The following is a 24,353-nucleotide window of genomic DNA, read 5'->3' on the forward strand; positions in this document are numbered from 1 at the left end:
TGGGGTATCGCCAAGCGGTAAGGCAGCGGGTTTTGATCTCGCCATCCCTAGGTTCGAATCCTAGTACCCCAGCCATTTTTACTTGTATTCGACGAAAGTCGTGCACAAGACGGCTATGTAGCTCAGTTGGTTAGAGCATCGCACTCATAATGCGGGGGTCACAGGTTCGAATCCCGTCATAGCCACCATTACTCTTGCGGAAGTGGCGAAATTGGTAGACGCACCAGATTTAGGTTCTGGCGCCCTAGGCGTGAGAGTTCGAGTCTCTCCTTCCGCACCATCGAAAGCAGTACCAAACAGACCAGCCCAGGCTGGTTTTTTTGTATCCGGCGTTTGCCACTCTTCTTCCCCTCTCCATGCCATCGCACCTCTACAACCCCTCCCATCGCTGGGCCATGTGCTCTCCTCTGCGACGGCGCTCATGCCCGGCTTTCGCTTTATGTCGTCTTTTTCATGTCAGATTACTGCGGGCAATAAAAAAGGCGGCCCGCAGGCCGCCATGTCATATGTGTCGTCAGAACGGGAAGAACCAGGGGATGGCGATGACGCTCACCACCATCACCAGCGCCGTAAAGGGCACGCCGATGCGCACGAAGTCCACGAACTTGTAGTTGCCTGGGCCCAGCACCAGGGTGTTGACCGGCGAGGAGACCGGCGTCATGAAGGCCGCCGAGGCGGCGATGGCGATGGTCATGGCAAACGGATAGGGCGAGACCCCCATCTGTTGGGCCGTGCCGAGCGCGATCGGGGCCATCAGTACCGCCGTCGCGGTGTTGGAGATGAACAGCCCGATGACGGCGCACAGGGCGAACAGACTGGCCAGCATCACCCGCGGCCCCATTTCCCCCACCGCCGAGATCAGTGCGCCGACGATGAGATCCACCCCGCCGGTCTGTTGCAGCGCGAGCGCAAAGGGCAGCATGCCGACGATGAGGATCAGGGTCGGCCAGTGGATGGACTTGTAGGCGCTCTCCATGTCGATGCAGCGAAACTTGCCCATCAGCAGGCAGGCGATCAGCGCCGCTATCACGTTGGGCACGGGATCCGTCACCATCAGCACTATCATGACCCCGAGCGCGATCAGGGCGTGAATGGCCTGACTGCGGGCCGGCGCCATCTCGTCCACCTCCGCCGGCAGCCCCAGCAAGAGAAAGTCACGGCTGTGGGTCTGCAGCAGGCGGATCAAGCTCCAGTTGCCCACCACCAGCAGGGTATCCCCCATCTGCAGCGCCTCGTCCACCAGCTTGCCGCCAAGCGCCTCGCCGGCGCGGCGGATCCCCACCACGTTGAGGCCATAGTGGGAGCGAAACGCCACTTCGCGGATGCTCTTGCCGAGCAGACGGGATTCGGGGATGAGCGACACCTCCGCCATGCCCACCTCCCGCGCCTGATCGGAAAAATACTCCCCGCGCAGGATCATGGGTTCGAGCCGCGCCTCGCTGCAGAACTCCCGCACGTCCGCATCGGGGTCGGACATGTCGATGAGCAGCACATCCTTGGCCTGGAACTCGGTGACGCCAGAGACGGTCACCATCACCCGCCGGAACTTGCGCCAGCGCTCCACCCCGATGACATTGGCCCCGTAGCGGGCCCGCAACTGCAGCTCGTCCAGGGTCTGGCCGATCAGGGGGGAGTCTGGCCGCAACGCCAACCGGCGCGCCCGCCCGGCCAGCCGATAGTCGCGAATGAGATCGCGCATGGTACTGCGCCCGCTCTGCTTGTGCTTGCCCTCCTCCTCGCTACGTACCAGAGAGGTGCGCATCAGCAGCATGTAGAGGATCCCCATCCCCAGGATGATGACCCCCATGGGGGTGAAGCCGAAGAAGCCGAAGCCGTGGATGTCGTGGCGCATCAGCTCACTGTTGACCACCATGTTGGGCGGCGTAGCCACCAGGGTCATCATGCCGCTGATGAGGCCGGCAAAGCCGAGCGGCATCATCAGCCGGCCGGCCGGGATCCCCATCCGGTTCGCCACGCTCAGCACCACAGGGATGAAGATGGCCACCACCCCTGTGCTGCTCATCACAGCCCCCAGCAGGGCGACCGCCACCATCAGCAGCACCAGCAATCGGGTCTCGCTGCTGCCGGCCACCTTCACCAGTGCGTCCCCCACCTGATAGGCGATGCCGGTGCGCACCAGCCCCTCCCCCACCACGAACAGGGCGGCGATCAGGATGACGTTGGGATCGCTGAACCCCGCCAGCGCCTGTGGCAGGGTCAGGGTGCCGCTCAGCACGAACAAGATGATGATCAGCAAGGCAACCACGTCCATGCGGACCCTGTTGCTCACAAACAGATAAATGGCGCCCACCAGCATGCAGAGGACCCAGACCAGCTCGGAATTCACGCTCGCTCCTTTCGTTCAACACCACCCCAACCATAGCGGGGGGATTCCATCAAACCACAGCCCATTCATCCCCATTTTGTGACATGTCAATAAAGGGCAGGGCATCATCGCATATCAGGGTGTCATCGGGGGCCTAAAGTTGCTTGCGGTTTGTCCATTCTTTGAGGTGGCTCGGCCCTGCACGGACAAAAGTCCTGCAAACACCCTCACACCGCCCCTAGAATAGGCCCGGTTCACTCCCCCCTATTTTCCAAGGAAATGAAAATGAGCATATTCGAGTGGTTCAGCATCAATCACACCCTGGTGACCATACCGCTGGGTGGCGGCTACGCCATGTCGTGGATCGAGGCCGTCGGCACCCTGTTCGGACTGGCCTGCATCTGGTGCGCCAGCCAGGAGAAGACCATCAACTACCTGTTCGGGCTCATCAACGTCAGCCTGTTCGCCATCATCTTCTTCCAGATCCAGCTCTACGGCTTGTTGCTGCTGCAGCTGTTCTTCTTCTGCGCCAACCTCTATGGCTGGTACGCCTGGACCCGCCCGGCCAATGCCCAGGGGGACACCCTGCAGATCCGCTGGCTCAGCAAGTCTAAGCTCATCGCCACCGCCGCCGTGAGCGTGCTGGCCATCGCCCTGCTGACCCTCTACATCGACCCAGTGTTCGCCGCCCTGGCACGTACCTCGGTCGCCCTGCTCAACCTGTTTGGCGCCAACCTCGCCACCCCTGAGCCCTCCCCCGATGCCTTCCCCTTCTGGGATGCCAGCATGACGGTGCTCTCCGTGGTGGCCCAGATCCTGATGACCCGCAAGTACGTGGAGAACTGGATCCTCTGGGTGGTCATCAACATCATCAGCATCGGCGTCTATGCCGCCCAAGGGGTCTATGCCATGTCCCTTGAGTACCTGATCCTGCTGTTCATCGCCGCCAACGGCACTCGCCTGTGGATGGTCAGCGCCAAACGTCCGCAACAGGAAGTGATCGCATGAGCCTGCTGCCCCATCTGCAATGCCGCCCGGATCAGATCGCCGAACGGGTGGTGCTGTGCGGCGACCCGGCCCGGGTCGACCGCATCGCCGGCCAGCTCGATGAGTGTGATGTGCTGGGCCAGCATCGGGAGTTTCGCCTGATCAACGGTCGCTACCGGGGGCTGCCCATTACGGTGTGCAGCACCGGTATCGGTGGCGCCTCCGCCGTCATCGCGCTGGAGGAGCTGGTGCAGGCGGGCGCCCGCACCCTCATCCGGGTCGGCTCCGCTGGCGCCCTGCAGCATGAGATAGCGCTGGGGGATCTTATCGTGGTGGAGGGGGCGGTGCGCAGCGAAGGCGCCTCGCAGGCCTACCTGCCCCCCGAGTACCCCGCCTGCGCCGACATCCGTCTGCAGGCCGCCCTGCTCACCCATCTCGGCGCCAGCGAGCATCCCCATTGGCACGGGCTGGTGCGCTCCCACGACAGCTTCTACCGGGATGACGAGCAGGAAGTGTGTCGCTACTGGCACGCCCGCGGGGTGCTCGGGGCCGACATGGAGAGCGCCTCCCTGCTCGCCGTGGGGCGCCTGCGCAAGGTGCGGGTGGCCGCCGTGCTCTGCAACGTGGTGGCCTTCGAGCAGGACGTGCAAGCGGGGGTGAGCGACTACGCGGCCAGCGAAGCCGCCATGATGACCGGCGAGCGGCTGGCCATCGCCGCCGCCCTCCACGCCCTGACGCAATAGGGCGGGTCTGCCGGGGCCGCAAAGGCCCCGGCAAAACGTTACGCCCGGCACATTCGGGAGCACCAGCGCTGGCATCCAGCCCCCGCCCTTGCTAGCCTCATGACCCTCGTCAAGCCGGGCCTTCCCCATGCAGCAACAACCCTACCCCCTCGGTCGCTTTCACGCCGAGCTTGCCGCACTCGAACCGCGCTTTGCCGCGGCGCTGACGGCCTGCACCCTCTATTCGCGCCGCTACCTGCCGGGCGAGCCCATCATGCGGCAGGGGGAGCGGTGCGAGCAGCTCTATCTGGTGGCCCAGGGCCGCATCTCCCTCAACAGCGCGGTGCACTCGGGACGGCTGTTTCAACTCGGCGAGATCGAGTGCCACCAGCAGATCTTCGGCGAGATGGAGTTCTTCAGCGCCACCCCGGTGCAGTGGAGCGTGGTGGCCGAGACCGAGCTGGACGCTGCCGTCATCTGCGCAGGCAAGCTGGCCAAACGGCTGCTGACCGAGCCCGAGCTGACCCTCTTCTTCGCCGCGGCGCTCGCCAGCGATTATCTGGATACCCTGGACATCACCACCAGCCGGCTGTTGCATCCCATCGCCTACAACATCGCCTTCGAGCTGTGGCGCGAGCGCCAGCGCACCCCCATGCTGGGTTCACGCAAGCGGGCCCACGAGGCGGCGCGCTTCGGCACCACCGAGCGGGTCTATCGGCGCGCCCTCAAGGAGCTGATCGAACAGGGCATCGTCGCCGATGGCCCCGACGGCCCCCTCATCGCCGATCTGGCCAGGCTACGCGCCTATCTCGACCTTTGATTTCCATTCACCCCATTTCGATTCACCCTGTCAGGAGAGTGCCATGTCTACCCATCCCGAGTTCACCTTCTTCAGCCGCTTCGTCGCCGACATCCAGGCCGGCCGCAAGACCATCACCATCCGCGACGAGAGCGAGGCCAACTGGCAACCCGGCCAGCGTCTGGCTCTGTTCACCAACCCGGAGCACCAGCCCTTTGGCACCATAGAGGTGCTCTCGGTCAAGGCGGTCGCCTTCGATGAGCTCAATGATGAACACGCCCGCCAGGAGAACATGACCCTCCCCGAGCTCAAACAGGTCATCCGCGACATCTACCCCACCCTGCCGCCGCTCTATGTCATTGAATTCAAACTGCTTGATTGAGCCGGATTTGGTCTTTGCCGAGCGATGTGTTAATAGTGTCCTCTTTTGAATCAGGGAGGTGATCCGAGTGTTTGAGATAGCGAGCCTGCGAGAGGGCATGATGCACGGGGTCGAGCTGTTCCAGCTGCTGCTGGAGATCATCTCCATCGCCTGCGTGGTGATTGGGCTGGGCAAGACTCTCTGGCTGGCGGCACGGGTGCGGGATCACGAGCCCGGCTTTCCCCATATCCGGCTCTGTTTCGGCAGCTGGCTCATTCTGGCGCTGGAGTTCCAGCTCGCCGCCGACATCCTGGCCACCACGGTGGCGCCGAGCAAGGAGGAGCTGATCCGCCTCGCCATCATCGCGGTGATCCGCACCTTCCTGAACTACTTCCTCGGCAAGGAGCTGGAAGCCCAAACGGAACGCCAGCAAGACAAGGCAGAGCGCCAGCAGGAGCAGCGCAGCGAACAGGCCAAGGCGGCCCAGTAGCCCGCTTCCTTGCACTGCGTCATCGCTGAGTGTCGTGCCATCCCGACCACAACCATGGCTCGGGATGGCCCAGTTGTGACCCTCCCCTCACTTTTGGCAATCAGCCAACTATGGAACCCTTTTCAAGCCTTCCCCCGCCCTGTCGAGGGCCCGCGCATCTGCGTAAGATAAACCATCGCTTCCCCCAACCGGCCCAGTTGATGAACCCGCTACCTCTCCACACACCCGACATCGACCTCGATAGTTGCGTCATCTACCAGATCTACCCCATGAGCTTTCAGGACAGCGATGGCGACGGCATGGGCGACATCAACGGCATTCGTCAGCGGCTCGGTTATCTGGCCACCCTGGGGGTCGATATGCTGTGGCTCACCCCCCTCTATCGCTCTCCCAAGCGGGACAACGGTTACGACGTGGCGGACTACCGCACCATCGATCCCGCCTTCGGCACCCTGGCCGAGATGGAGCAGCTGGTAGCCGAGGCGGCCGCTCACGGCATCGGCATCATGATGGATATCGTCGCCAACCACACCGCCACCGAGCACGCGTGGTTTGTGCAGGCGCTGGCCGGCGATCCCCGCTATCAGGGCTATTACGTATTCCGGGATCAAGCCTTTGTCGATGCTCACCCCATTACCTCAATTTTTGGCGGCAGCGGCTGGCAGTATGTGCCGGCGCTTGATCGCTACTACCTGCACAACTTCGATGCGAGTCAGGCCGATCTGGACTGGGACAACCCGGCGGTGCGCGCCGAAATGGCCGGGGTGATCAACTTCTGGCTGGGCAAGGGAATCAAGGGATTTCGCTTCGATGTGATCGACATGGTGAGCAAGGAGTGGAAACGGCTTGCCATGAGCAACGGCCCGCGCCTGCACGACTATATTCGCGAGCTCAATGCCGAGAGCTTCGGCGGCCAGGGGATCATCACGGTGGGGGAGACCTGGGGAGCGGATCTCGCCCATATGCAGAACTATTCGAACCCCGATGGCAGCGAGTTCAGCATGGTGTTCAACTTCGAGCATCTGGGGCTCGGCAGTGACAAGTGGACCTCCCGCTTCAATCCCCTCGCCTTCAAACGGGCCATGGCCCGCCACCAGCAGGGGCTGCACGGCCGAGGCTGGAACAGCCTGTTTCTCGGCAACCACGACCTGCCCCGCGCCGTCTCCCGCTTTGGCGACGACAGGCCCGAGTGGCGCGAAGTGAGCGCCAAACTGTGGGCCATGGTGCTGCACCTGATGCAGGGCACACCCTTCATCTATCAGGGGGAGGAGCTCGCCATGACCAATCGTCACTGGCAGCCGGACGAGCTGCGCGACCTGGAGGCGATCAACTACCGCGCCAGTCAGGCGAAACTGGACCCTGCCGAGCTCGCCCGCCGCCTCAATGCCATCGGCCGCGACAACGCCCGCACCCCGATGCAGTGGGATGCCGGCCACCAAGCCGGTTTCAGCACCGTCACGCCCTGGATTGCGCTCAATGCCAATCACATCGAGATCAACGCCGCCGAGCAGCTGGCCCGCCCTGACTCGCCGTTTCACTGCTATCGCCAGCTCATCGCCCTGCGCAAGGCCCATCCGGTCATTCGCCACGGCGACTTCGAGCTGCTGGATGGGGATGACCCGGAGCGCATCGGCTATCGCCGCTGCTGGCAGGATCCGGCGAGTGGAGAGCGGCACACCCTGCTGCTGCTTGCCAACCTCACTGACCACCCCCTGGTCATGCCGCACTTTGATCAGGTGGAGGCAGGTGCCACCCTGCTGATGAGCAACTACCTGGGGCAACCCGCCGCCACCTTTGCCCCCTATCAGGCGGCAGCCTGGCTGCTGAAAGCAAGGGGATAACGGCACTCCCTGGCTCGGCGCCAACCTTCGTCACGGGGGCTGGCCCCTGCCCCCTGATGATTCCCCTCCCCTCGGCGGTCGATGCGCCCCGGTGATTTACTCACTTAAAAACTTCACGTTTTCACGCCTGCACCGCCTTGCCAGGCAATATCCAGTCACGGCTCGCTATCGACAATTGAAATAGTTCAACACCTTGTTTTTATTGGCAATAAACCACATCAAAAACGATGTCTTTATCATCAAGTGGCGATATTAAACGCTGTTTAGTCAGGGTTAAAAGTCAATTCAGATTTGCGCCCTTGTGGTTCTTCACCGGCTCCTTATGGTTTCCATCCGAAGCGTGCAGCACGGCGCCGCACGCCGAGGTTCAGGCTCGCGGGCACTCTCCCGCCATAACAACAGGAAATCATCATGCGCAAAACCGGCGTGGCACTTGCCATCTCCACCCTCTTCTGGTTCCACTCGGCCATGGCGGCCCCTCTGATCTTCCCGGACGATCCGACCCTCACCAACGGCCCGCACTCCCCCGCCCTCGATCGCAGTTTCCAGCTGGCCCAGGACGATCTGGGCAACCGGATCCACCAGCTTCACCTGCCCCTCCAGACCGAGCCGGAACTGGTGGCGGAGCTGGAGCAGATCGGCAGGGAGCAGGGCTTTTCGGTCAGCACCCACGCTGACATGTACACCTGGACCGAGGACAACATGTGGCTGTCGCGCGATGGCGCCCTCGTCTTCCGCCCCCGGGCGCCACTGGCCGACAAGGACAGCTACCACGCCTTCGTCACCGCCCTGACCGAGCAGAGCCCGGAGGCCCAGCAGGAGGGCCATCACAGCCTCGGCAGCCAGGCCTCCCAGGGGCTCAACGAGAGCATGCTCTCCCAGGCCAACACCTTCGCCGAGGCGCAGGGGCGCGAGCTCATCCCCACCTTCTCCATCATCGATGGCGGCAACATGCTGACCGGCCAGCGGGCCGACGGCACCCCCTATGCCCTGATCGGCCGCGATGCCCTGCTGCAGACCACCCTGCACCACAGCCGGCTGGACAGTGAGCGCATCGCCGCCCTGCAGGAGAAGATGGAGCGCGACGGCGAGTTTCGGCTGCAACTCAGCGAAGAGGAGTGGCTGGGCAGCCCCTATACCTTCCAGAAGGGCCATGACACCGAGGTGGACCTCATCCTGCTGGAGGCGGCCAATCTGTTGCCGCAGGGGCTGGATGAGCAGCAGCGCCACGCCTTTGCCAGAACCGCGCGTGCCAAGGCCGAGCTCGCCAAGTACGAAGTGGATGGGCCAACCCGGGAGGCGGTGGAGCAGCGGATGTTTCTGAGCCCGCAGCAAGGGGAGCGGATTGCCGAGCGCTATCGCGCCATCCATGGCCAACCGCTGCCGGCCTCCTTCGATCTGCTGACCCGCCTCAAGCAGGAGTACGCCAGCCTGGTGGTGACCGCCGAGCTTCACTCCGAGTTTGGTGATGAGCAGATAGCCCAGGCACTGCCGACGCTGACGGCCGATGCCGCCACTCTGGCCCGGCTGGGCCGCATGCTGCAGGCCGGCGGCTACCAGCGAACTGGGCTGGCTGGCACCGAGCAAGATCATCAGACCCGTCGCTTCCTCGCCATGATGGCCATCAGCCAGCGCCTGATGGCGCAGGAGCTCAAGGTGGCCGAGCGGGATCTGGTGATCCTGGCCCAGCCCGGCTTCCACCTCGACATGGCCATGCGCCCGCTGGCCGACGGCCGCATCCTCTTCAACGATCACGCCGCCAGCGCGGCACTGACCGAACAGGTGCTGGCCAGCGATGCCACCCTGAGCGACAGCGAGCGGCAGGAACTGGCCAAGAGCGTGACCGACCTGCGCCAGCAAGGCGAGCGCTGGCACAAGATCCACGCCCTCATCCATCAGCAACTGCGCGATGCCGGCCTGACCCCCATCGCTACCCCGGGCGCCTTCAGCGTGGGCAAACGGCAGGTGAACTGGATGAACGGCATCATGGGCACCCGTCAGCAGCCCTTCTACATCACCAATGCCGCCAGCATAGCCCCCCTCAATGAGGCGTTCGCCGCCTGGTTGCAGCGCGAAGTAGCCGGGATCACCCCCTATTTCGTGGGGCAGGCTGCCAGCAACCGACGGGATGGCTTGAACCAGGCGGAGGCCCTGCTGCGCGGCAGCGGCGGGCTGGACTGCATCACCCTGCACCACGAGTAGCGCGGGGGTCGCAGATTTGACTCACCGGCAAATTCTGGGTATTTTGCGACCAGAATTTTTGTAGGACCGCTTTTCAATGTTGTACATCCTGTTCAAATGCTCGGTCAGGAGGCTGTGCTCCGTGCACTAACACGATGAAGTGTTGCCCGGAGCCCATCGACTGAATCTTCATCAGCTGCGCGAATGCCCTCTCTTTGGGAGGCTGCCCCGCATCTGATGAAAACAGGAGACACAGGCCGGCGAGATGCTTCATCGCCGGCCTTTTTGTCTCTGCCATTTGGCAGCGTTTCACCTTGCTGAGACGGGGGGCCGGTACGTCGCGTACCTGCCCCCCGTTTTTTTATGGATGTTACAACCATGAGTGTGCTCACTATCCACAACCTGACCTACCACATCGGCGACAAGACCCTGTACCAACAGGCGAGCTTTCGTCTCCACGCCGGCGAGCATGTCTGCCTCACCGGCCACAACGGTGCCGGCAAGAGTACCCTGCTCCAGCTGATCCAGGAGGAGCGCCTGCCAGACGGCGGCGACATCCTCTGGCAGCCCGGCATCAAGGCGGGCTATCTCGACCAGCACGCCGCGCGGGATGGCCACCTCACCCTGCGGGGCTACCTGCAGTCGGTGTTCGCCGACCTCTATGAGGCGGAAGCCGAGATGCTGGCCCTCTACGCCGACCCCGAACTGGGGCCGCGGCAGCTGGCCCGGGCGGCCGATCTGCAGGCGCACCTGGAGAGCCAGGGTTTTTACCAGTTAGATCCGCGCATCGACGAGGTGGCGGCCGGCCTTGGTCTGACCCAGCTCGGGATGCAGACGCGGCTCGCCAGTTTAAGCGGCGGCCAGCGCCACAAGGTGATGCTGGCCGGCCTGCTGCTGCGCACGCCGGAGGTGCTGCTGCTCGACGAGCCGACCAACTATCTGGACACGGCCCACGTCGACTGGCTGGCAGGCTATCTGGAGCGCTTCCCCGGCGCCTTCCTGGTGGTCTCCCACGACCGCGCCTTCGTCAATCGCATCGCCACCGCCATCGCCGACATCGACCGCCAGCAGATCCACACCTATCGCGGCAACCTCGACCAGGCGCTGGCCCAGAAGGGCGCCGCCGAGGCGCTGCACGCCCGTCAATACCAGGCCCAGCAGCGGCAGATCGACAGGCTCGAGCAGTTCATCGCCAAGAACGGGGCCGGGGTCAACGCCAGCATCGCCAACGGCCGCAAGAAGCAGCTGGCGCGCATCGAGCGGCTGGCGGCCCCCGAGCAGGCCAAACCGGTCACCCTCAGCTTTCGCGCCGCCCAGGGGGGCCAGCCGCAACTGCTGACCGCAAGCGAGCTGGAGATCGGCTACCACCAGCCCCTGCTGGCGCCGCTCAGCCTGCAGCTGCGCCGTGGCGAGAAGGTGGTGATCGCCGGCTTCAACGGCATCGGCAAGTCGACCCTGCTCAACACCCTGACCGGCCGCCTCGCCCCGCTCGCCGGTGAACTGGCCCTGGCCCCCGGCCTCAAGTCGGGTTACTTCGAGCAGGCGTTGCACTGGCCCGATCCCGCGGCCACCCCGCTGGCTCTGGTCAAGGCCGCCGCCCCCGGGCTGGATGACAAAGGGGCCCGCCAGCAGCTGGCGCGCCTTGGCATCGGCGGCAAGCTGGCCATCCAGCCCATCAGTGCCCTGAGCGGCGGTGAGCAGACCCGGGTCAAGCTGTGCCGACTGGCGCTGCAGCCCACTCATCTGCTGATATTGGATGAGCCGACCACCCACCTGGATGCCGGCACCAAGGCCGCCCTGCGCCAGGCCCTGTGCGACTACCCGGGCAGCGTGCTCGCCGTCTGCCACGAGCCGGCCTTTGTGGCCGACTGGCCGGATCGGGTGGTGGACATCCAGCAGTTCGCCGCTGTATCGACCCAAGCTTAAGGAATAAAAATTATGTTACTGAAAGTACTGCTGTTTTTGATTGCATTTCTGGTCGGGGCCGATGAGCTGATGCTGGGCCCCCTGCTCGCCCCCATCGGCGCCGAGCTGGGGGTCGCCCCGGAACGGGTGACCCTGTTCATCACCGCCTACAGCGTGGCGCTAGCCCTCATCGCCCCCCTGCTCGGCGGCCTGTCGGATCGCCACGGCCGGCTGCGGGTGATGCTGCCGGCCTCCCTGCTGTTTGGTGCCGCCTCGGTGGCCACCGGCCTGGTGGCGAACTTCGAGGTTGGGCTGGCGACCCGGGTGATCACCGGGCTGGCAAGCGCCGGCATGCTCCCCATCGCCTTCGCCATGGCGGCAGACGGCGCACCGGCCGACGCCATGAAGCGCATCGCCTGGGTGCAGTCGGGGCTCACCCTCGGCATGATCTCGAGCCCGGCGGTGGGCGCCCTGCTGGCCCAGCTCAGCAACTGGCGCACCCCCTTTATCGTGCTCGGCCTCTGCGCCTGGGCCGTGGCGGCGGCCTTGGCCTGGCTCACGGCGCGCACGCCGCAGGTTCATGGGAGCGGCACGCACCCCGCGCCGCAGGGCTCGGTGCTGGCCATTCCGGGGGCGCTCGGCGCCCTGCTCGCCATGGGGTTGGGACTGGGGGGAGGCATCGGCCTGTTCAACCTGGTCGGCCAGCACCTGCACGACAGTCAGGGGCTGCCCGTCTGGTCGGTGGGGCTGCTCTACGGCGCCCTTGGCGTGATCAGCGTGGTCGGCAACGTGCTGATGCCGCGCCTGGCCGGGTATGTGGAGAGCGGCCGCCCCCTGATGCGCGGAGCCCTGGTGGTGTGCGCCCTGGTCAGCGCCTTCTTCTACCTCTATCCGGCCGGCAGCCTGGCCAGCCTCGCCCTGCCGCTGGGCCTGTGGGCGCTGGCCGGCGGCATCGGCTCACCGGCGTTGCAGGGTTACATCGCCCAGCTCGCCCCGGCTCAGCGCGGCATGCTGATGTCGCTGGCCATGACCCTGATGCACCTCGGGGTGGCGCTCTGGTCCGCCGTCGCCGGCTTTGCCTACAGCGCCGGCCCCATGGCCATGGCCCTGCTGGCCCTGCTGCTGTTTGGCGGGGCCATCCTCGCCCTGCGCCCGGTGCGGCTGCCGGGCTGAGTACAACAGGCACAATGACAAGAGGGCTCCCGCGGGAGCCCTCTTCATGACCTCTGCCATGTGGCAGACAACGCCTGGTAACTCCTCCTCTTCACAAGCCGAGGAAATGCATCACCCAAGGTTGACGCTCACTCTGCGGGCCACAGGGACAACAGCTGCTGCACGGCCCGATCGGCCTGCTCTGCGCTGGCAAAGTTGGCAAACCCCATCATCACTCCCCTTTGCTGCGCCGGGTTCATGTACCAGCTACTCAGGGCGTGCAATGCCAGCCCATTGGCTTGGGCGACCTCGACCAGTTGCTGGTCCGTCACGCCCCCGGCAACCTGCGCCAGTAGCTGGATCCCGCCAGCCTGCGGCTGCACCCGCAACCGGTCGCCCAGGCGGGTGGCCAAGGCATCGACCAGATAGCCATGCCGCTCGGCATAGACTCTGCGCATCTTGCTCAGGTGACGGGTGAAATGCCCCTGATCCATGAAGTCTGCCAGGGTGGCCTGCAGCACCGGATTGCCCGCGCCGGGCAACTGCGCCACCAGCTCGCGAAAACGGGCGACCTGCGCCTCGGGCACCACCAGATAGGCCAGCCTAAGGCCGGGGTAGAGCACCTTGCTGAAGGTCCCCGTGTAGAGCACGCGCCCCTGATGGTCCAGGCTCTTGAGGGGAGGCAAGGGCCGGCCGTGGTAGCGAAACTCGCTGTCGTAATCATCTTCAATGATCCAGGCTTTACGCCGCTCTGCCCACTCCAGCAGCGCCAGTCGACGCGGCAGGCTGAGGGCCACCCCCATCGGGCTCTGGTGGGTGGGGGTGACCACCGCAAACCGGGCCTCGTCGGCGGTTTGCTCACCCAGGCTGACGTCCATGCCGTGCATGTCGACGGGCACCGGGTGCAACCGCAGGCCCGCCTGCTGCAAAAACTGGCGCGCATGAAAATAGCCAGGCTCTTCAAACCAGCCCAGATCTCCCGCTCGCAGCAGGGCGCGGCACACCAGATCCAGCGCCCCCCGATAACCAACCGTGATGAATACCTGTTCGTGGCTGCAGCGGATCCCCCGTGAAATGCCCAGATAGGTGGCGATGGCGCGGCGCAGGGCCGGGTGCCCGGCCGGATCCGGCGTCACCATCTCCATATTGCGCAGATGCCGGGTGGCAAGCCGGGCCCAGCTCTTGCGCGGGAACAGATCCAGCGCAGGCACACCCAACTGGAACGGCAGGATTTCGCTGTGAGGGATCCCCTGGGCCGGCGCAGGCGCGGCGGCGGGTCGGGGAGAGGGCGGCGCCTCGACGAGCCTGTTCAGCCCGGCGGCAACCACAGTGCCCGCGGCACCGCGGGATATCAGATACCCTTCACCGATCAGCATCTGATAGGCCATTTCAACCGTGCCGCGCGCAAGGTTGAGTTCGCTTGCCAGACTGCGCACCGAGGGCACACGGTCACCGGCGTTCAAGGCTCCGCTCGCGATGGCATGGCAATAGCGCTGGTATATCTGCAGATAGAGCGGGGTTGCCTGCTCCCGGCTGAGGTTCAGATCCTGAATGTCCATGAGAGGGGTCCATGAAATATGGCTCTGTATTCTATCACTTCCGTTGTTTATCCATTATCCACTCCTGTTGGCATCACGATAGAAGAGCAGCATGACAATATTGGCTGATAACACCCTGTACCATGGAAACATGGTATATGGCGTCATCACGGGCGTGCATTGGCTGACCGCTATTTGCTGATCAGCGTCAGCTTGTCAGTGGTAAAGGTGGTCGTACCGTGGCCATCTGTCGTCGATTTTATTTCATCAGCTTCAGCATTGAATTTTTCGGCAGACAAGGTGACCTTGCCAGAATATTCCATGCCATCCTGGCTTTTTCTGACCGAATCGGCAGAGACAGTCACAGACTCATTATCATTTACCTTCAACATGACATTGCCGGTAAATTCCTGAACCGTTCTGGTTTTATCTGCAGATATTTCCATGGCCATGGCCGAGGAGGTAAATAACAGTGAAAGAGACAGCAGCGCCGCCTTATTAACAGTGAACTCGAACACGACACACTCTCCTTGGTATAGCGCTATCAGCTGGCGTGTTTTTTATACAAGCCTGCGCAATACGTCAAGATTAAAATCCGTCGCCTCCCGCCCGTCTTTATATCACGCTGTGGCCGAATTATCTCTGCCAGCCTACCGGTTGTCGGCAATCAATAAAAGGGAGTCAAAGGAAATCCAATTACTCCCTATTATCTGTATGGACTACTCCATATGACCATTCTTGTCCCTGTTACCCCTTGGCCGCTTTTTTTATCCTCACATTATCAACCTGGCACTCAGTTAAAGGGGAAATAAAACATATGCAGTACCTGACCTCCTTGCTGAGATATTCCCTGGAATAGATTGGCCCACCTCTCGCCGGCCCCGATTGCTGGGAGCCGACTCTCGGTCACTGCGGCCGCTCGCTCATGGCGGCATGACGGGTTGCCTCGCGCAGGATATCGCGCCGCGGTTATCTGAATAGACCCGAATCAAGGTGGTTTTCCGCCCTATCAAGCAGGAATATCAGTATGCCCTTACCTTCCAGGATCGCGGACGAGAGCCGCGAGCACATGATGGTGCAGCGCCCTCACACACTCTGTCTGCTCCCCCCGCTGGCCGCGCTCGGCTATCCGTTTCTATTAGTGATCTTCAACACATTGGTCGGCCAGAACGGCGCTGCCAGTCTGCTCGGCGCCCTGCTCTCGCTGCTGCTGGCCTTGGCCGTTCCCCTGACGGGGCTGATCGTCGCCAATCGGCCCGGCATCACCACAGGCATGCGTCGACTGGCTTACCTGAGCGTGGCGGCCCCCAGCCTCTATGTCCTGCTCGGAGTGGTGCAGACGCTGGTCGGCAGCCCGCTGCCCGATGTGCTGGTGTGGTCTCTGTTCTGGGTTGGCGCCATGCTGCTGGGGTGGGAGTCACACCAGACAGAGGCAGTGCAGGCCCGTCCCGTGAGCGGACCGGGACGCTGGCGCGTCGCCCATGGCATCAGCGCACTGGTGCTCTGTTGCTATGTGATCTTTCATCTGGCCAATCACCTGACCGGGCTGGTCGGCCCCGAGCTTCACGCCCGGGTCATGGAGGCGGGTCGCACCGTCTACCGGGCCGGCGTTGTCGAACCCCTGCTGGTGGCGGCGTTTCTCTTCCAGGTCGGCTCAGGTCTCTATCTTGCCTGGCGCTGGAGCAGTACCCGGCATGGCTGGCTGACCACCTTCCAGATCGCCTCTGGCGTCTATCTGTCGGTGTTCGTGCTGGGGCACATGAACTCGGTGTTCATCTATGCCCGCAGCTTCCTCGGCATACCGACCGACTGGAGTTTTGCCACCGGTGGTGAGGCGGGCCTGCTGATGGATCCCTGGAATATTCGCCTGGTGCCCCACTACACCCTCGGCGTCTTCTTCGTACTGGCGCATCTGCTGGCCGGGTTGCGGGTGGTGCTCGCGGCCCACGGCGTGGCAACGAGCCGCATCAGGCTGCTGTGGTACACCGGACTGGCCGGCTCGGCAGCCCTCGCGCTGGCCATCATTGCCGGTATGGTGGGCGTCAGAATATAAGAAAGAAGAGATGTCAAATCATGGCTTGTGCCGCTTTAAATAGTATTGATGCCTGACCATGAAATATTTCACCGTTCATATTTCGTTGAAATAAATTCGATAAACGACCGGTCCTTTTCGCTTGAACCATCAGTCCCAAAGGAGTGTAGATAATGAAAAAGCATATATTTATGACGGCTTCCGCATTGGTAACCATGCTGACCAGTTATGCCACATTGGCGGACGTCAACTTATATGGCCCCGGCGGGCCGCACACCGCCTTGATCAAGGTGGGCAGCGCCTTTGAAGCGGAGACGGGGATCAAGGTCAACGTCCATTTCGGGCCGCAGGCGACCTGGAATGACGATGCCGGCAAAAACGCCGACATGCTGTTCGGCGCCTCCGAGCAATCGGCCCTGGCGATCGCCACCGACCATCAGCAGCAGTTCGACATCAAGAAGATTACCCCGCTCTACCTGCGCCCGGCCATCATTCTGGTCAAGAAGGGCAACCCCAAGAATATCAAGGGGCTGGCCGATCTGGCCAAACCGGGTATCGGCATAGTCGTGCCGGAGGGGGCCGGGGTCAGCAACACCTCGGGAACCGGTGTGTGGGAAGACATGATAGGTCGCACCGGTGACATCAAGCTGGTCGCCGATTTTCGAAACAACATAGTGCAATACACCCCCAACAGCGGCAGTGCCCGCAAGGCGTTCCAAGAAGATCCCAACGTCGATGCCTGGATCACCTGGATTGACTGGGCCAGGAGCAACCCGGACGTGGGCGACGTGGTGGCGATTGAAGAGCAGCTGGTGGTTTATCGGGATGTGAACATAGTCCTTAACAAGAATCCCAGCCAGGATGCGGTACGTTTCGCCGAATATTTGAAAGGGGAAAAATCAAAGCAGATTTTTCAGCAGCTGGGCTGGTCCGACAAATTTTAATGACAAGAGAATGATGACCTGCTGATGACCATTATTGCATGCCAGTGCAGGGACGCATTGGCATCCATTCCCCCATAAACAGGATGGTCTGATTCACCAGATATTTATTTTGGCAATGCCGACTCTTGCTTAATAAATATGAAGCCTTAATTCATCGAACGGATAAATTTGAAGATTGACAATCACAACGGCAAAACATTACTCATATTAACGTTCCATCACATATTTTTCTTGCCGCAACGTTGATTCACCCCAGCGCAGGATCAGCGAATTCACCGTCACAGGCCAGTGACACAGATTGCCACAAGGAAGGGCACAGCACGCTTTCGCTCCCCCCGGGGCAAGGCCCGGTCTCTTTTGTCGTTTGCGTACCCACGCCGACTGTGCAACCAAGGTTTGAGAATGAAACACGACATGCTAACGACGGACGCCAACAGCGCCGTTGCCTCCGTGGTTTATCGCACCAGCGAAGTGATCGCCATCTATCCCATCACCCCCAGCTCCGCCATGGCCGAGCAGTCGTCGGCCTGGGCGAGCCAGGGCAGTGCCAACCTGTGGGGGGATGTGCCGCGGGTGGTGGAGATGCAGTCGGAGGGGGGCGCCATCGCCACCGTCCACGGCGCCCTGCAGACCGGAGCGCTGGCGACCTCGTTCACCTCCTCCCAGGGGCTGCTGCTGATGATCCCCAACCTCTACAAGCTGGCGGGTCAACTCATCCCCTTCGTGCTGCACGTGGCTGCGCGCACCGTGGCGACCCACGCCCTGTCGATCTTCGGTGACCACTCGGACGTGATGGCGGTGCGCCAGACCGGCTGCGCCCTGCTCTGTGCCAGCAACGTGCAGGAGGCGCAGGACTTCGCCCTCATCTCCCAGGTGGCCAGCCTCAACAGCCGACTCCCCTTCATCCACTTCTTCGACGGTTTTCGCACCTCCCACGAGATAGCCAAAATAGTGCCGCTCGCTGACGACACCCTGCGCGCCCTGCTGCCCGCCGAAGCGATCCGTGCCCATCGGGAGCGAGCGCTGACCCCCGACAAGCCGGTCATTCGCGGCACCGCCGCCAACCCGGACACCTACTTCCAGTGCCGGGAGGCGAGCAACCCCTGGTATGACGATGGCTATCGCCACGTGAGCGAGGCGATGGACGCCTTCGGCGCGCAGACCGGCCGCCATTACCGGCCGTTCGAATACCTGGGTCACCCAGAGGCCGAGCGGGTGCTGGTGCTGATGGGTTCCGCCATCGGCACCTGCGAGGAGGTGATAGAACACCTGCTGGCCAGAGGGGAGAAGGTGGGGCTGGTGAAGGTGCGCCTCTACCGCCCCTTCTCGGCCGCGCACCTGCTGGCGGTCATTCCCGCGAGCGCCAGCAAGATAGCGGTGCTGGATCGCACCAAGGAGCCGGGCGCCCAGGCCGAGCCACTCTATCTGGATGTGATGGCGGCACTGGCCGAGGCGGTCAGCCGGGGTGAGCGGGTCAGCTTGCCGCGGGTCATCGGCGGGCGCTACGGCCTCTCTTCCAAGGAGTTCGGCCCGGCCTGCGTGCAGGCGGTGTTTGACGAGCTGGCGCTGGCTAATCCGCGCCCGCGTTTTACCGTCGGCATCTTTGACGACATCACCGGCCTCTCCCTGCCGCTGCCGACCTCAGTGCCCCCGGCCAGCCACCTCAAGCTGGAGGCGCTGTTCTACGGCCTTGGCAGCGACGGTACCGTGTCGGCGGCCAAGAACAGCATCAAGATCCTCGGCAACCACACCGAGCTCTACCCCCAGGGCTACTTCGTCTACGACTCCAAGAAGGCGGGCGGACTCACCGTCTCCCACCTGCGGGTGGGAACGCGGCCGCTGCAGTCGGCCTACCTGGTGGAAGAGGCGGACTTCGTCGGCTGCCACCAGTGGCAGTTCATCGACCTTTACCAGATGGCGGAGCGGCTCAAGGCGGGGGGCATCTTCCTCCTCAACAGCCCCTATGGTGCGGCCGAGGTCTGGGGCCGCCTCCCCCTCGAGGTACAGCATGCCCTGCGCGAGAAGGGTGCCCGCCTCTACACCATCAACGCCGCCAAGATTGCCCGCGACTGCCAGCTCGGCCAGCGCATCAACACCGTCATGCAGATGGCCTTCTTCCAGCTCACCACCATCCTGCCGCTGGATGAGGCCATCCGGCTGCTGAAACAGGCCATCGCCAACAGCTACGGCAGCAAGGGGCAGGCGCTGGTGGAGCGCAACTGGCAGGCCCTCGCGGCCACCAGTGCAGCCCTGACCCAGGTGCCCCTCGGCGAGATGGAGGCCGACAGCCGGCCCCGCCCGCCGGTGGTCTCCCCCAAGGCCCCCGACTTCGTGCAGACCGTCACCGCCGCCATGCTGGCTGGGCTTGGCGACAGCCTGCCGGTCTCCGCCTTCCCGCCAGACGGCACCTGGCCGGTGGGCACCACCCGCTGGGAGAAGCGCAACATCGCCAAGGAGGTACCCATCTGGCAGGCAGACCTCTGCACCCAGTGCAACTACTGCGTGGCCGCCTGCCCCCACTCCGCCATCCGCGCCAAAGTGGTGGACAAGGCGGCTATGGCCGATGCGCCGGCCACCCTGGATGCGCTGGATGTGAAGGCCCGCGACATGCGCGGCCAGCAGTACGTGCTGCAGGTGGCGCCTGAGGATTGCACCGGCTGCAACCTCTGCGTCGAGGTGTGCCCGGCCAAGGATCGTGCCGATCCGAATCGCAAGGCGATCAACATGGAATCGCGGCTGGATCACCTCGAGGCCCAGAAGGCCAACTACGACTTCTTCCTGGACTTGCCCGAGCGCACGGCCGAGCAGCTGGAGCGCATCGACATCCGCACCTCCCAGCTCATCTCGCCGCTGTTTGAATACTCCGGCGCCTGCTCCGGCTGCGGCGAGACCCCCTACATCAAGCTGCTGACCCAGCTCTACGGGGACAGGTTGCTCATCGCCAACGCCACCGGCTGCTCGTCGATTTATGGCGGCAACCTGCCCAGCACCCCCTACACCACCAACGCCGATGGGCGTGGCCCGGCCTGGGCCAACTCCCTGTTCGAGGACAACGCCGAATTTGGCTTGGGCTTTCGGCTCACCGTGGATCAGCATCGCGAGCGGGTGCGCCGCCTGCTGGCGAGCATGGGGGACGCCGTCCCGGCCGAGCTGCAGCAGGGGCTGCAAGACGCCAGCCTGCCGGTCGCCGAGCAGCGGGCCCATATCGCGCAGCTGCGCGCACTGCTGGAGGGGCGCAGCGACGCCGCGGCCCGGGAGCTCGCCCGTGATGCGGACTACCTGGTGGAGAAATCGGTCTGGCTCATCGGCGGTGACGGCTGGGCCTACGACATCGGCTACGGCGGGCTGGATCACGTGCTGAGCCTGGGGGAGAACATCAACGTGCTGGTGCTCGACACCCAGTGCTACTCCAACACCGGCGGCCAGCAGTCCAAGGCCACCCCGCTCGGCGCCATCACCAAGTTTGGCGAGCAGGGCAAGCGCAAGGGGCGCAAGGATCTCGGTGCCAACGTGATGATGTACGGTCACGTCTACGTGGCGCAGATCTCCCTCGGCGCCCAGATGAACCAGACGGTGAAGGCAATTCAGGAGGCGGAGGCCTACCCGGGCCCCTCCCTCATCATCGCCTACAGCCCCTGCGAGGAGCACGGCTACGATCTGGCCCAGAGCCACGAGCAGATGAAGCAGCTGACCGCCACCGGCTTCTGGCCGCTCTATCGCTACGATCCGCGCCGCAAGGAGGAGGGCAAGGCGCCGCTGGCACTGGACTCCCGCGCCCCCAGCGCGTCGCTGGCCGACACCTTGCAGCAGGAGCCCCGCTTCGAGCGCCTCACCCGCCAGCTGCCGGAGGTGGCCAGCCGGCTCTATGAGGAGGCGCAGGAGGATGCCCACCGCCGCTTCGCCTGGCTGAGCCAGCTGGCCGGCAAAGAGGCGCCGGCGCAGGAGTAAGCGCGCAAGCTGCCACCAATAAAGAGGGCTCCCCGCGGGGAGCCCTCTTTTTATCGGCTGGCGGCCATCAGGCGGGCATGTCGGCCAGCTCGTGGCGCTTCAACGCCAGCAGGGTGACCAGCAGGGCGGCACTGGCGATCAGCGCCATGCCGATATAGGTGGCGCTGAAGCCGGGCGCCAGCTCGACCGGGCTCAGGCTGGCCAGGTTGTGGCTGCTGCCCGCCGGCAGGGCGGAGTGGAACAGCACGGCGCAGATGGCCACCCCGACCGCGCCCCCCAGCTCGCGGCCGAAGTTGAACAGCGACATGCCGATGCCGCGATCTTCCCGCGGCAGGGCGTTTTGCACCACCACCGAGAGCGCGGGCAGCACCAGGCCAAGGCCGATGCCGGCAAACGCCAGCCCCAGCCTGATCCAGACGTCGAAGTGGATCTGCCACAGGGCCAGCGCCGCCAGGGCGAACCCCACCACCACGAAACGCTTGTAGTAGCCGGTGTGACCGATCAGCTTGCCGCCGACGAAGGCCCCCGCCGTGATACAGACCATGAAGATCACCATGATCTCGCCGCTGTCGCTGGCGCTCATCCCTTTCTGCCACTGCATCTGCAGCGGCAGGTAGACCAGCACGGCGAACATCAGCAGTTGCGAGGCCAGCGCCAGCAGCACGCTCACCAGATAACCGGGCTGACGCGCCAGGTGGGCCGGCAAGATGGGGTCGTGGGCCCGCCGCTCGATCAGCACCAGCAACAACAGGGCCACCACTAGCGCGGCCGCGAGCCAGATGGCGGGCAGCGCCGCCTCCGGCGAGAGCAGCAACAGGGTGAGAGTGGTGACAGTGATGAGCAGCGCCGCCCCCTTCCAGTCGAAGCGGCTGTGACGACGCACATTGAGGTGGCCCAGGTTGCGGTTCACCAGCCAGAGGGCGATGGCCCCAAGCGGCAGGTTGATCCAGAAGATCCAGCGCCAGCTGAGCTGCTCGGTAAAATAACCGCCGAGCAAGGGGCCGGCAATGCTGGAAACCGCGTAGACCGCCGAGATGTAGCCCTGATACTTGCCCACCTCCCGCGGCGGTATGCTGTCGGCGATGACGGTGAAGGCGAGCGCGATCAGGCCGCCGCCTCCCAGCCCCTGCAGCACCCGGGCGGCCAGCAGGGTCGGCAGATCCTGGGCCAGGCCGCAGGCCACCGAGCCGGCCAGAAACAGGCCAATGCCGATGTTGAGCATGCGCACGCGACCGAACATGTCGCTCAGTTTGCCGTAGATGGGCAGGGCGGCGGTGGCCGCCAGCAAGTAGGCGGTGACCACCCAGGTGAGGGCGGCGCCGGCATTGAGCTCGTCCCCTATGATGGGTAGCGGGGTGGTGACTATGCTCTTTTCCAGTGAACCCAGCGCGATCACCAGGGCCACGCTCGAGAAGATGGTTTTGGGGGACATAAGACGGGCTCGCTCCTTTGTTGCTCCAGCGTCTGCGGCGCAGAACTTGTTATTGTCTCATACATCACCGGCGGATGACCAAAACCAGGGCATCCATGCCGGCAAGCATGACCCCGGTCGCGGCATTGTGCCCCCCGCTCTGGTAGGCTGCCCTTTTACCCCGAGAGGAAGCAGCCCCATGTCCGAGCAGTTCCGGTTTGAGCAGTACGACGCCCTGATTTTCGATATGGACGGCACCCTGGTGGACTCCATGCCGCGCCACCTGGATGCCTGGGAAGCCACCAGCGCCGAATTCGGCCTGCCCTTCGATCGCGCCCAGCTCAACGAGTACGGCGGCATTCCCACCCGCAAGATCGTCGCCATCCTGGCCGAACAGCATGGGCTGGATATCGATGTGGAAGCCTTCGCCCGCCGCAAGGTGGCCCTCTACATGGAGCATATCCAGCAAGTGAGCGTCTTTCCTGCCATGTGGGAGCTGGTCAGGCGCTACCACGGCAAGGTCCCCATGGGTATCGGCACGGGCTCGCCGCGCAATCAGGCGGAGTCGATCCTCAAAAGTACCGGGCTCGATGCCTATATCCAGGTGGTGGTGAGCGCCGACGACGTGGTCAACCACAAGCCCCACCCCGACACCTTCCTGCAAGTGGCCGAGCAGCTGGGGGCCAACCCCGCCAACTGCCTGGTGTTCGAAGACACCCAGATCGGCCTGCAGGCGGGTCGCGCCGCCGGAATGGAGACGGTACTGGTGCTGGAGGGGGAGCTCTACCAGCGCTAGGCCCAACACTCTGTGTCAGCAAGGACAAAAACGCCTCCACAAGGGAGGCGTTTTGCATGCAGCAGTGCCGGGATGAGCCGGCCCCGCCTTACATGGCGTTGGTGGATTCGAAGATCTTGTCGGCCGACGCCTCGACGAAGCCCGGGTAGAGCACGCCGTCGGCCTGCGGGTAGCGCAGGGCGAATTCGTAGAAGCAGCTCGGGATGGTGCGCACACCGTCGGTAAAGGCCACGTCCGCCTTGTCGGCCATGGTGGAGGATTGCTCCAGCATCACCTGCGGGTCCCCTTTCACCTCGCCGCCCACGCTGTTGAGCACGAAGCCGGCCGCTTTCAGGGCTGCGTTTACCTGCTCTATGGTGTCGAAATCCCGCAGGCGGTTGATGTTGACGGTGAAGTGGTTGGCGCGATAACCCCAGGCTCCCATCCAGGCCGCATACTCGCTCTCGGCCAGCAGAGTCTGGTAGTCGGCATAGGAGACCTGCCAGGGGGCACCGGCATATAGGAAGGCGGCGGTATCGGTCAGATGATCGGGCACCTGATCCACCAGCTTGTGGATGATGGCCTGAGCGCCTTCGGAGAGCTCCTCTACCTTCAGCTCGCTGATGAACACCTTGGGAGCGTCCGGATCCTTGTGCTCGAAGTGCTTGGCGTAGAGCTTCTTGGCCTTGAACACGTACTCGCCCTTCTGCTCGTAGCCGAGCGCCAGGAAGTGGGCCGCCAGCTTCTCCAGCCCCAGCTTGGGCAGGTTGTAGGTACGAAACGCCACGTGATCGTTGACGATGGGTTCACCGCCCCCCAGCAGGGTGTGCACCTTGTGGGCACTCGGGGTCACCTTGATGTAGTTGTCCCACAGATGACTGAACAGGGTGTCGATATCCTTTTGCATCTCTCTTTCCTTTGATTGCGGGTACAGACAGGGG

At 63.7% G+C, this 24,353-nt stretch carries 18 protein-coding genes and 3 tRNA genes; 16 read left to right on the top strand and 5 right to left on the bottom strand.

Annotated features, from left to right (window positions below):
- The 3 genes from G5134_RS04900 to G5134_RS04910 all read left to right on the top strand — a co-directional run bounded on the left by G5134_RS04900 (position 1) and on the right by G5134_RS04910 (position 280).
- Positions 1-75, top strand: a tRNA-Gln gene (locus G5134_RS04900).
- 36 nt (positions 76-111) lie between these two features.
- A tRNA-Met gene (locus G5134_RS04905) sits at positions 112-188 on the top strand.
- Between the two features lie 8 nt (positions 189-196).
- Positions 197-280: transfer RNA gene (locus tag G5134_RS04910), tRNA-Leu, on the top strand.
- 234 nt (positions 281-514) lie between these two features.
- Here the strand turns inward: G5134_RS04910 and G5134_RS04915 are convergent.
- Positions 515-2,347: an SLC13 family permease gene (locus G5134_RS04915; RefSeq protein WP_043171169.1), complete on the bottom strand. Its 1,833-nt coding sequence runs from the start codon at positions 2,345-2,347 to the stop codon at positions 515-517.
- A gap of 264 nt (positions 2,348-2,611) precedes the next feature.
- On the opposite strand from G5134_RS04915, the gene pnuC reads away from it, so the two are divergent.
- The 9 genes from pnuC (at position 2,612) to G5134_RS04960 (ending at position 12,785) form a co-directional block, all read left to right on the top strand.
- Positions 2,612-3,334, top strand: coding sequence for a nicotinamide riboside transporter PnuC (gene pnuC, locus G5134_RS04920; RefSeq protein WP_065016851.1), 723 nt, complete (start codon positions 2,612-2,614; stop codon positions 3,332-3,334).
- Positions 3,331-4,056, top strand: a complete 726-nt coding sequence (locus G5134_RS04925; protein WP_065016850.1) for a nucleoside phosphorylase — start codon at positions 3,331-3,333, stop codon at positions 4,054-4,056. Before pnuC ends, G5134_RS04925 begins: the two co-directional genes overlap by 4 nt.
- Before the next feature lie 127 nt (positions 4,057-4,183).
- Positions 4,184-4,855, top strand: coding sequence for a Crp/Fnr family transcriptional regulator (locus tag G5134_RS04930; protein WP_065016849.1), 672 nt, complete (start codon positions 4,184-4,186; stop codon positions 4,853-4,855).
- A gap of 43 nt (positions 4,856-4,898) precedes the next feature.
- A complete protein-coding gene (gene yqfB / locus G5134_RS04935; RefSeq protein WP_065016848.1) occupies positions 4,899-5,216 on the top strand; it encodes a N(4)-acetylcytidine aminohydrolase in 318 nt (105 codons plus the stop codon).
- Positions 5,217-5,283: 67 nt separating this feature from the next.
- Entirely contained in the window at positions 5,284-5,685 is a 402-nt protein-coding gene (locus tag G5134_RS04940) for a DUF1622 domain-containing protein (protein ID WP_024941888.1), read from the top strand.
- A gap of 200 nt (positions 5,686-5,885) precedes the next feature.
- The gene (locus G5134_RS04945) at positions 5,886-7,526 is read left to right on the top strand and encodes an alpha-glucosidase (RefSeq protein WP_065016847.1); all 1,641 of its coding nucleotides are present in this window, start codon (positions 5,886-5,888) and stop codon (positions 7,524-7,526) included.
- Positions 7,527-7,937: 411 nt separating this feature from the next.
- The gene (locus tag G5134_RS04950) at positions 7,938-9,728 is read left to right on the top strand and encodes a hypothetical protein (RefSeq protein WP_065016846.1); all 1,791 of its coding nucleotides are present in this window, start codon (positions 7,938-7,940) and stop codon (positions 9,726-9,728) included.
- A 357-nt stretch (positions 9,729-10,085) separates the two neighbouring features.
- Complete coding sequence (locus tag G5134_RS04955) at positions 10,086-11,633, top strand: ABC-F family ATP-binding cassette domain-containing protein (RefSeq protein ID WP_065016845.1); 1,548 nt, start codon at positions 10,086-10,088, stop codon at positions 11,631-11,633.
- A gap of 12 nt (positions 11,634-11,645) precedes the next feature.
- The gene (locus G5134_RS04960) at positions 11,646-12,785 is read left to right on the top strand and encodes an MFS transporter (RefSeq protein ID WP_065016844.1); all 1,140 of its coding nucleotides are present in this window, start codon (positions 11,646-11,648) and stop codon (positions 12,783-12,785) included.
- A 128-nt stretch (positions 12,786-12,913) separates the two neighbouring features.
- Here G5134_RS04960 and G5134_RS04965 read toward each other — a convergent pair whose 3' ends face one another.
- Positions 12,914-14,323 carry a PLP-dependent aminotransferase family protein gene (locus G5134_RS04965; RefSeq protein ID WP_065016843.1) on the bottom strand — a complete coding sequence of 470 codons (1,410 nt, stop codon included), beginning with the start codon at positions 14,321-14,323 and terminating at the stop codon, positions 12,914-12,916.
- A gap of 170 nt (positions 14,324-14,493) precedes the next feature.
- The gene (locus G5134_RS04970) at positions 14,494-14,820 is read right to left on the bottom strand and encodes a hypothetical protein (RefSeq protein WP_017781621.1); all 327 of its coding nucleotides are present in this window, start codon (positions 14,818-14,820) and stop codon (positions 14,494-14,496) included.
- A 509-nt stretch (positions 14,821-15,329) separates the two neighbouring features.
- Here G5134_RS04970 and G5134_RS04975 point away from each other — a divergent pair.
- The 3 genes from G5134_RS04975 (at position 15,330) to nifJ (ending at position 21,226) form a co-directional block, all read left to right on the top strand.
- Complete coding sequence (locus tag G5134_RS04975) at positions 15,330-16,355, top strand: hypothetical protein (protein ID WP_065016842.1); 1,026 nt, start codon at positions 15,330-15,332, stop codon at positions 16,353-16,355.
- A 152-nt stretch (positions 16,356-16,507) separates the two neighbouring features.
- Positions 16,508-17,278 (top strand): substrate-binding domain-containing protein, encoded by a 771-nt coding sequence (locus G5134_RS04980; protein ID WP_065016841.1) that lies wholly within the window; start codon positions 16,508-16,510, stop codon positions 17,276-17,278.
- A 414-nt stretch (positions 17,279-17,692) separates the two neighbouring features.
- Complete coding sequence (nifJ, locus tag G5134_RS04985; RefSeq protein ID WP_065017043.1) at positions 17,693-21,226, top strand: pyruvate:ferredoxin (flavodoxin) oxidoreductase; 3,534 nt, start codon at positions 17,693-17,695, stop codon at positions 21,224-21,226.
- 67 nt (positions 21,227-21,293) lie between these two features.
- On the opposite strand, the gene G5134_RS04990 is transcribed toward nifJ, so the two are convergent.
- On the bottom strand, positions 21,294-22,658 hold the full coding sequence (locus tag G5134_RS04990) for an MDR family MFS transporter (protein WP_421231913.1): 1,365 nt from the start codon (positions 22,656-22,658) through the stop codon (positions 21,294-21,296).
- Positions 22,659-22,836: 178 nt separating this feature from the next.
- Between G5134_RS04990 and G5134_RS04995 the strand changes: the two genes are divergently transcribed.
- On the top strand, positions 22,837-23,433 hold the full coding sequence (locus G5134_RS04995; protein WP_065016839.1) for an HAD family hydrolase: 597 nt from the start codon (positions 22,837-22,839) through the stop codon (positions 23,431-23,433).
- An 88-nt stretch (positions 23,434-23,521) separates the two neighbouring features.
- On the opposite strand, the gene G5134_RS05000 is transcribed toward G5134_RS04995, so the two are convergent.
- Complete coding sequence (locus G5134_RS05000; protein ID WP_421231914.1) at positions 23,522-24,319, bottom strand: DUF1338 domain-containing protein; 798 nt, start codon at positions 24,317-24,319, stop codon at positions 23,522-23,524.
- Positions 24,320-24,353: the final 34 nt, after the last annotated feature.

It is taken from the genome of Aeromonas sp. 600276, from assembly GCF_049175815.1.
Taxonomy (GTDB): Bacteria; Pseudomonadota; Gammaproteobacteria; order Enterobacterales; family Aeromonadaceae; genus Aeromonas; species Aeromonas dhakensis.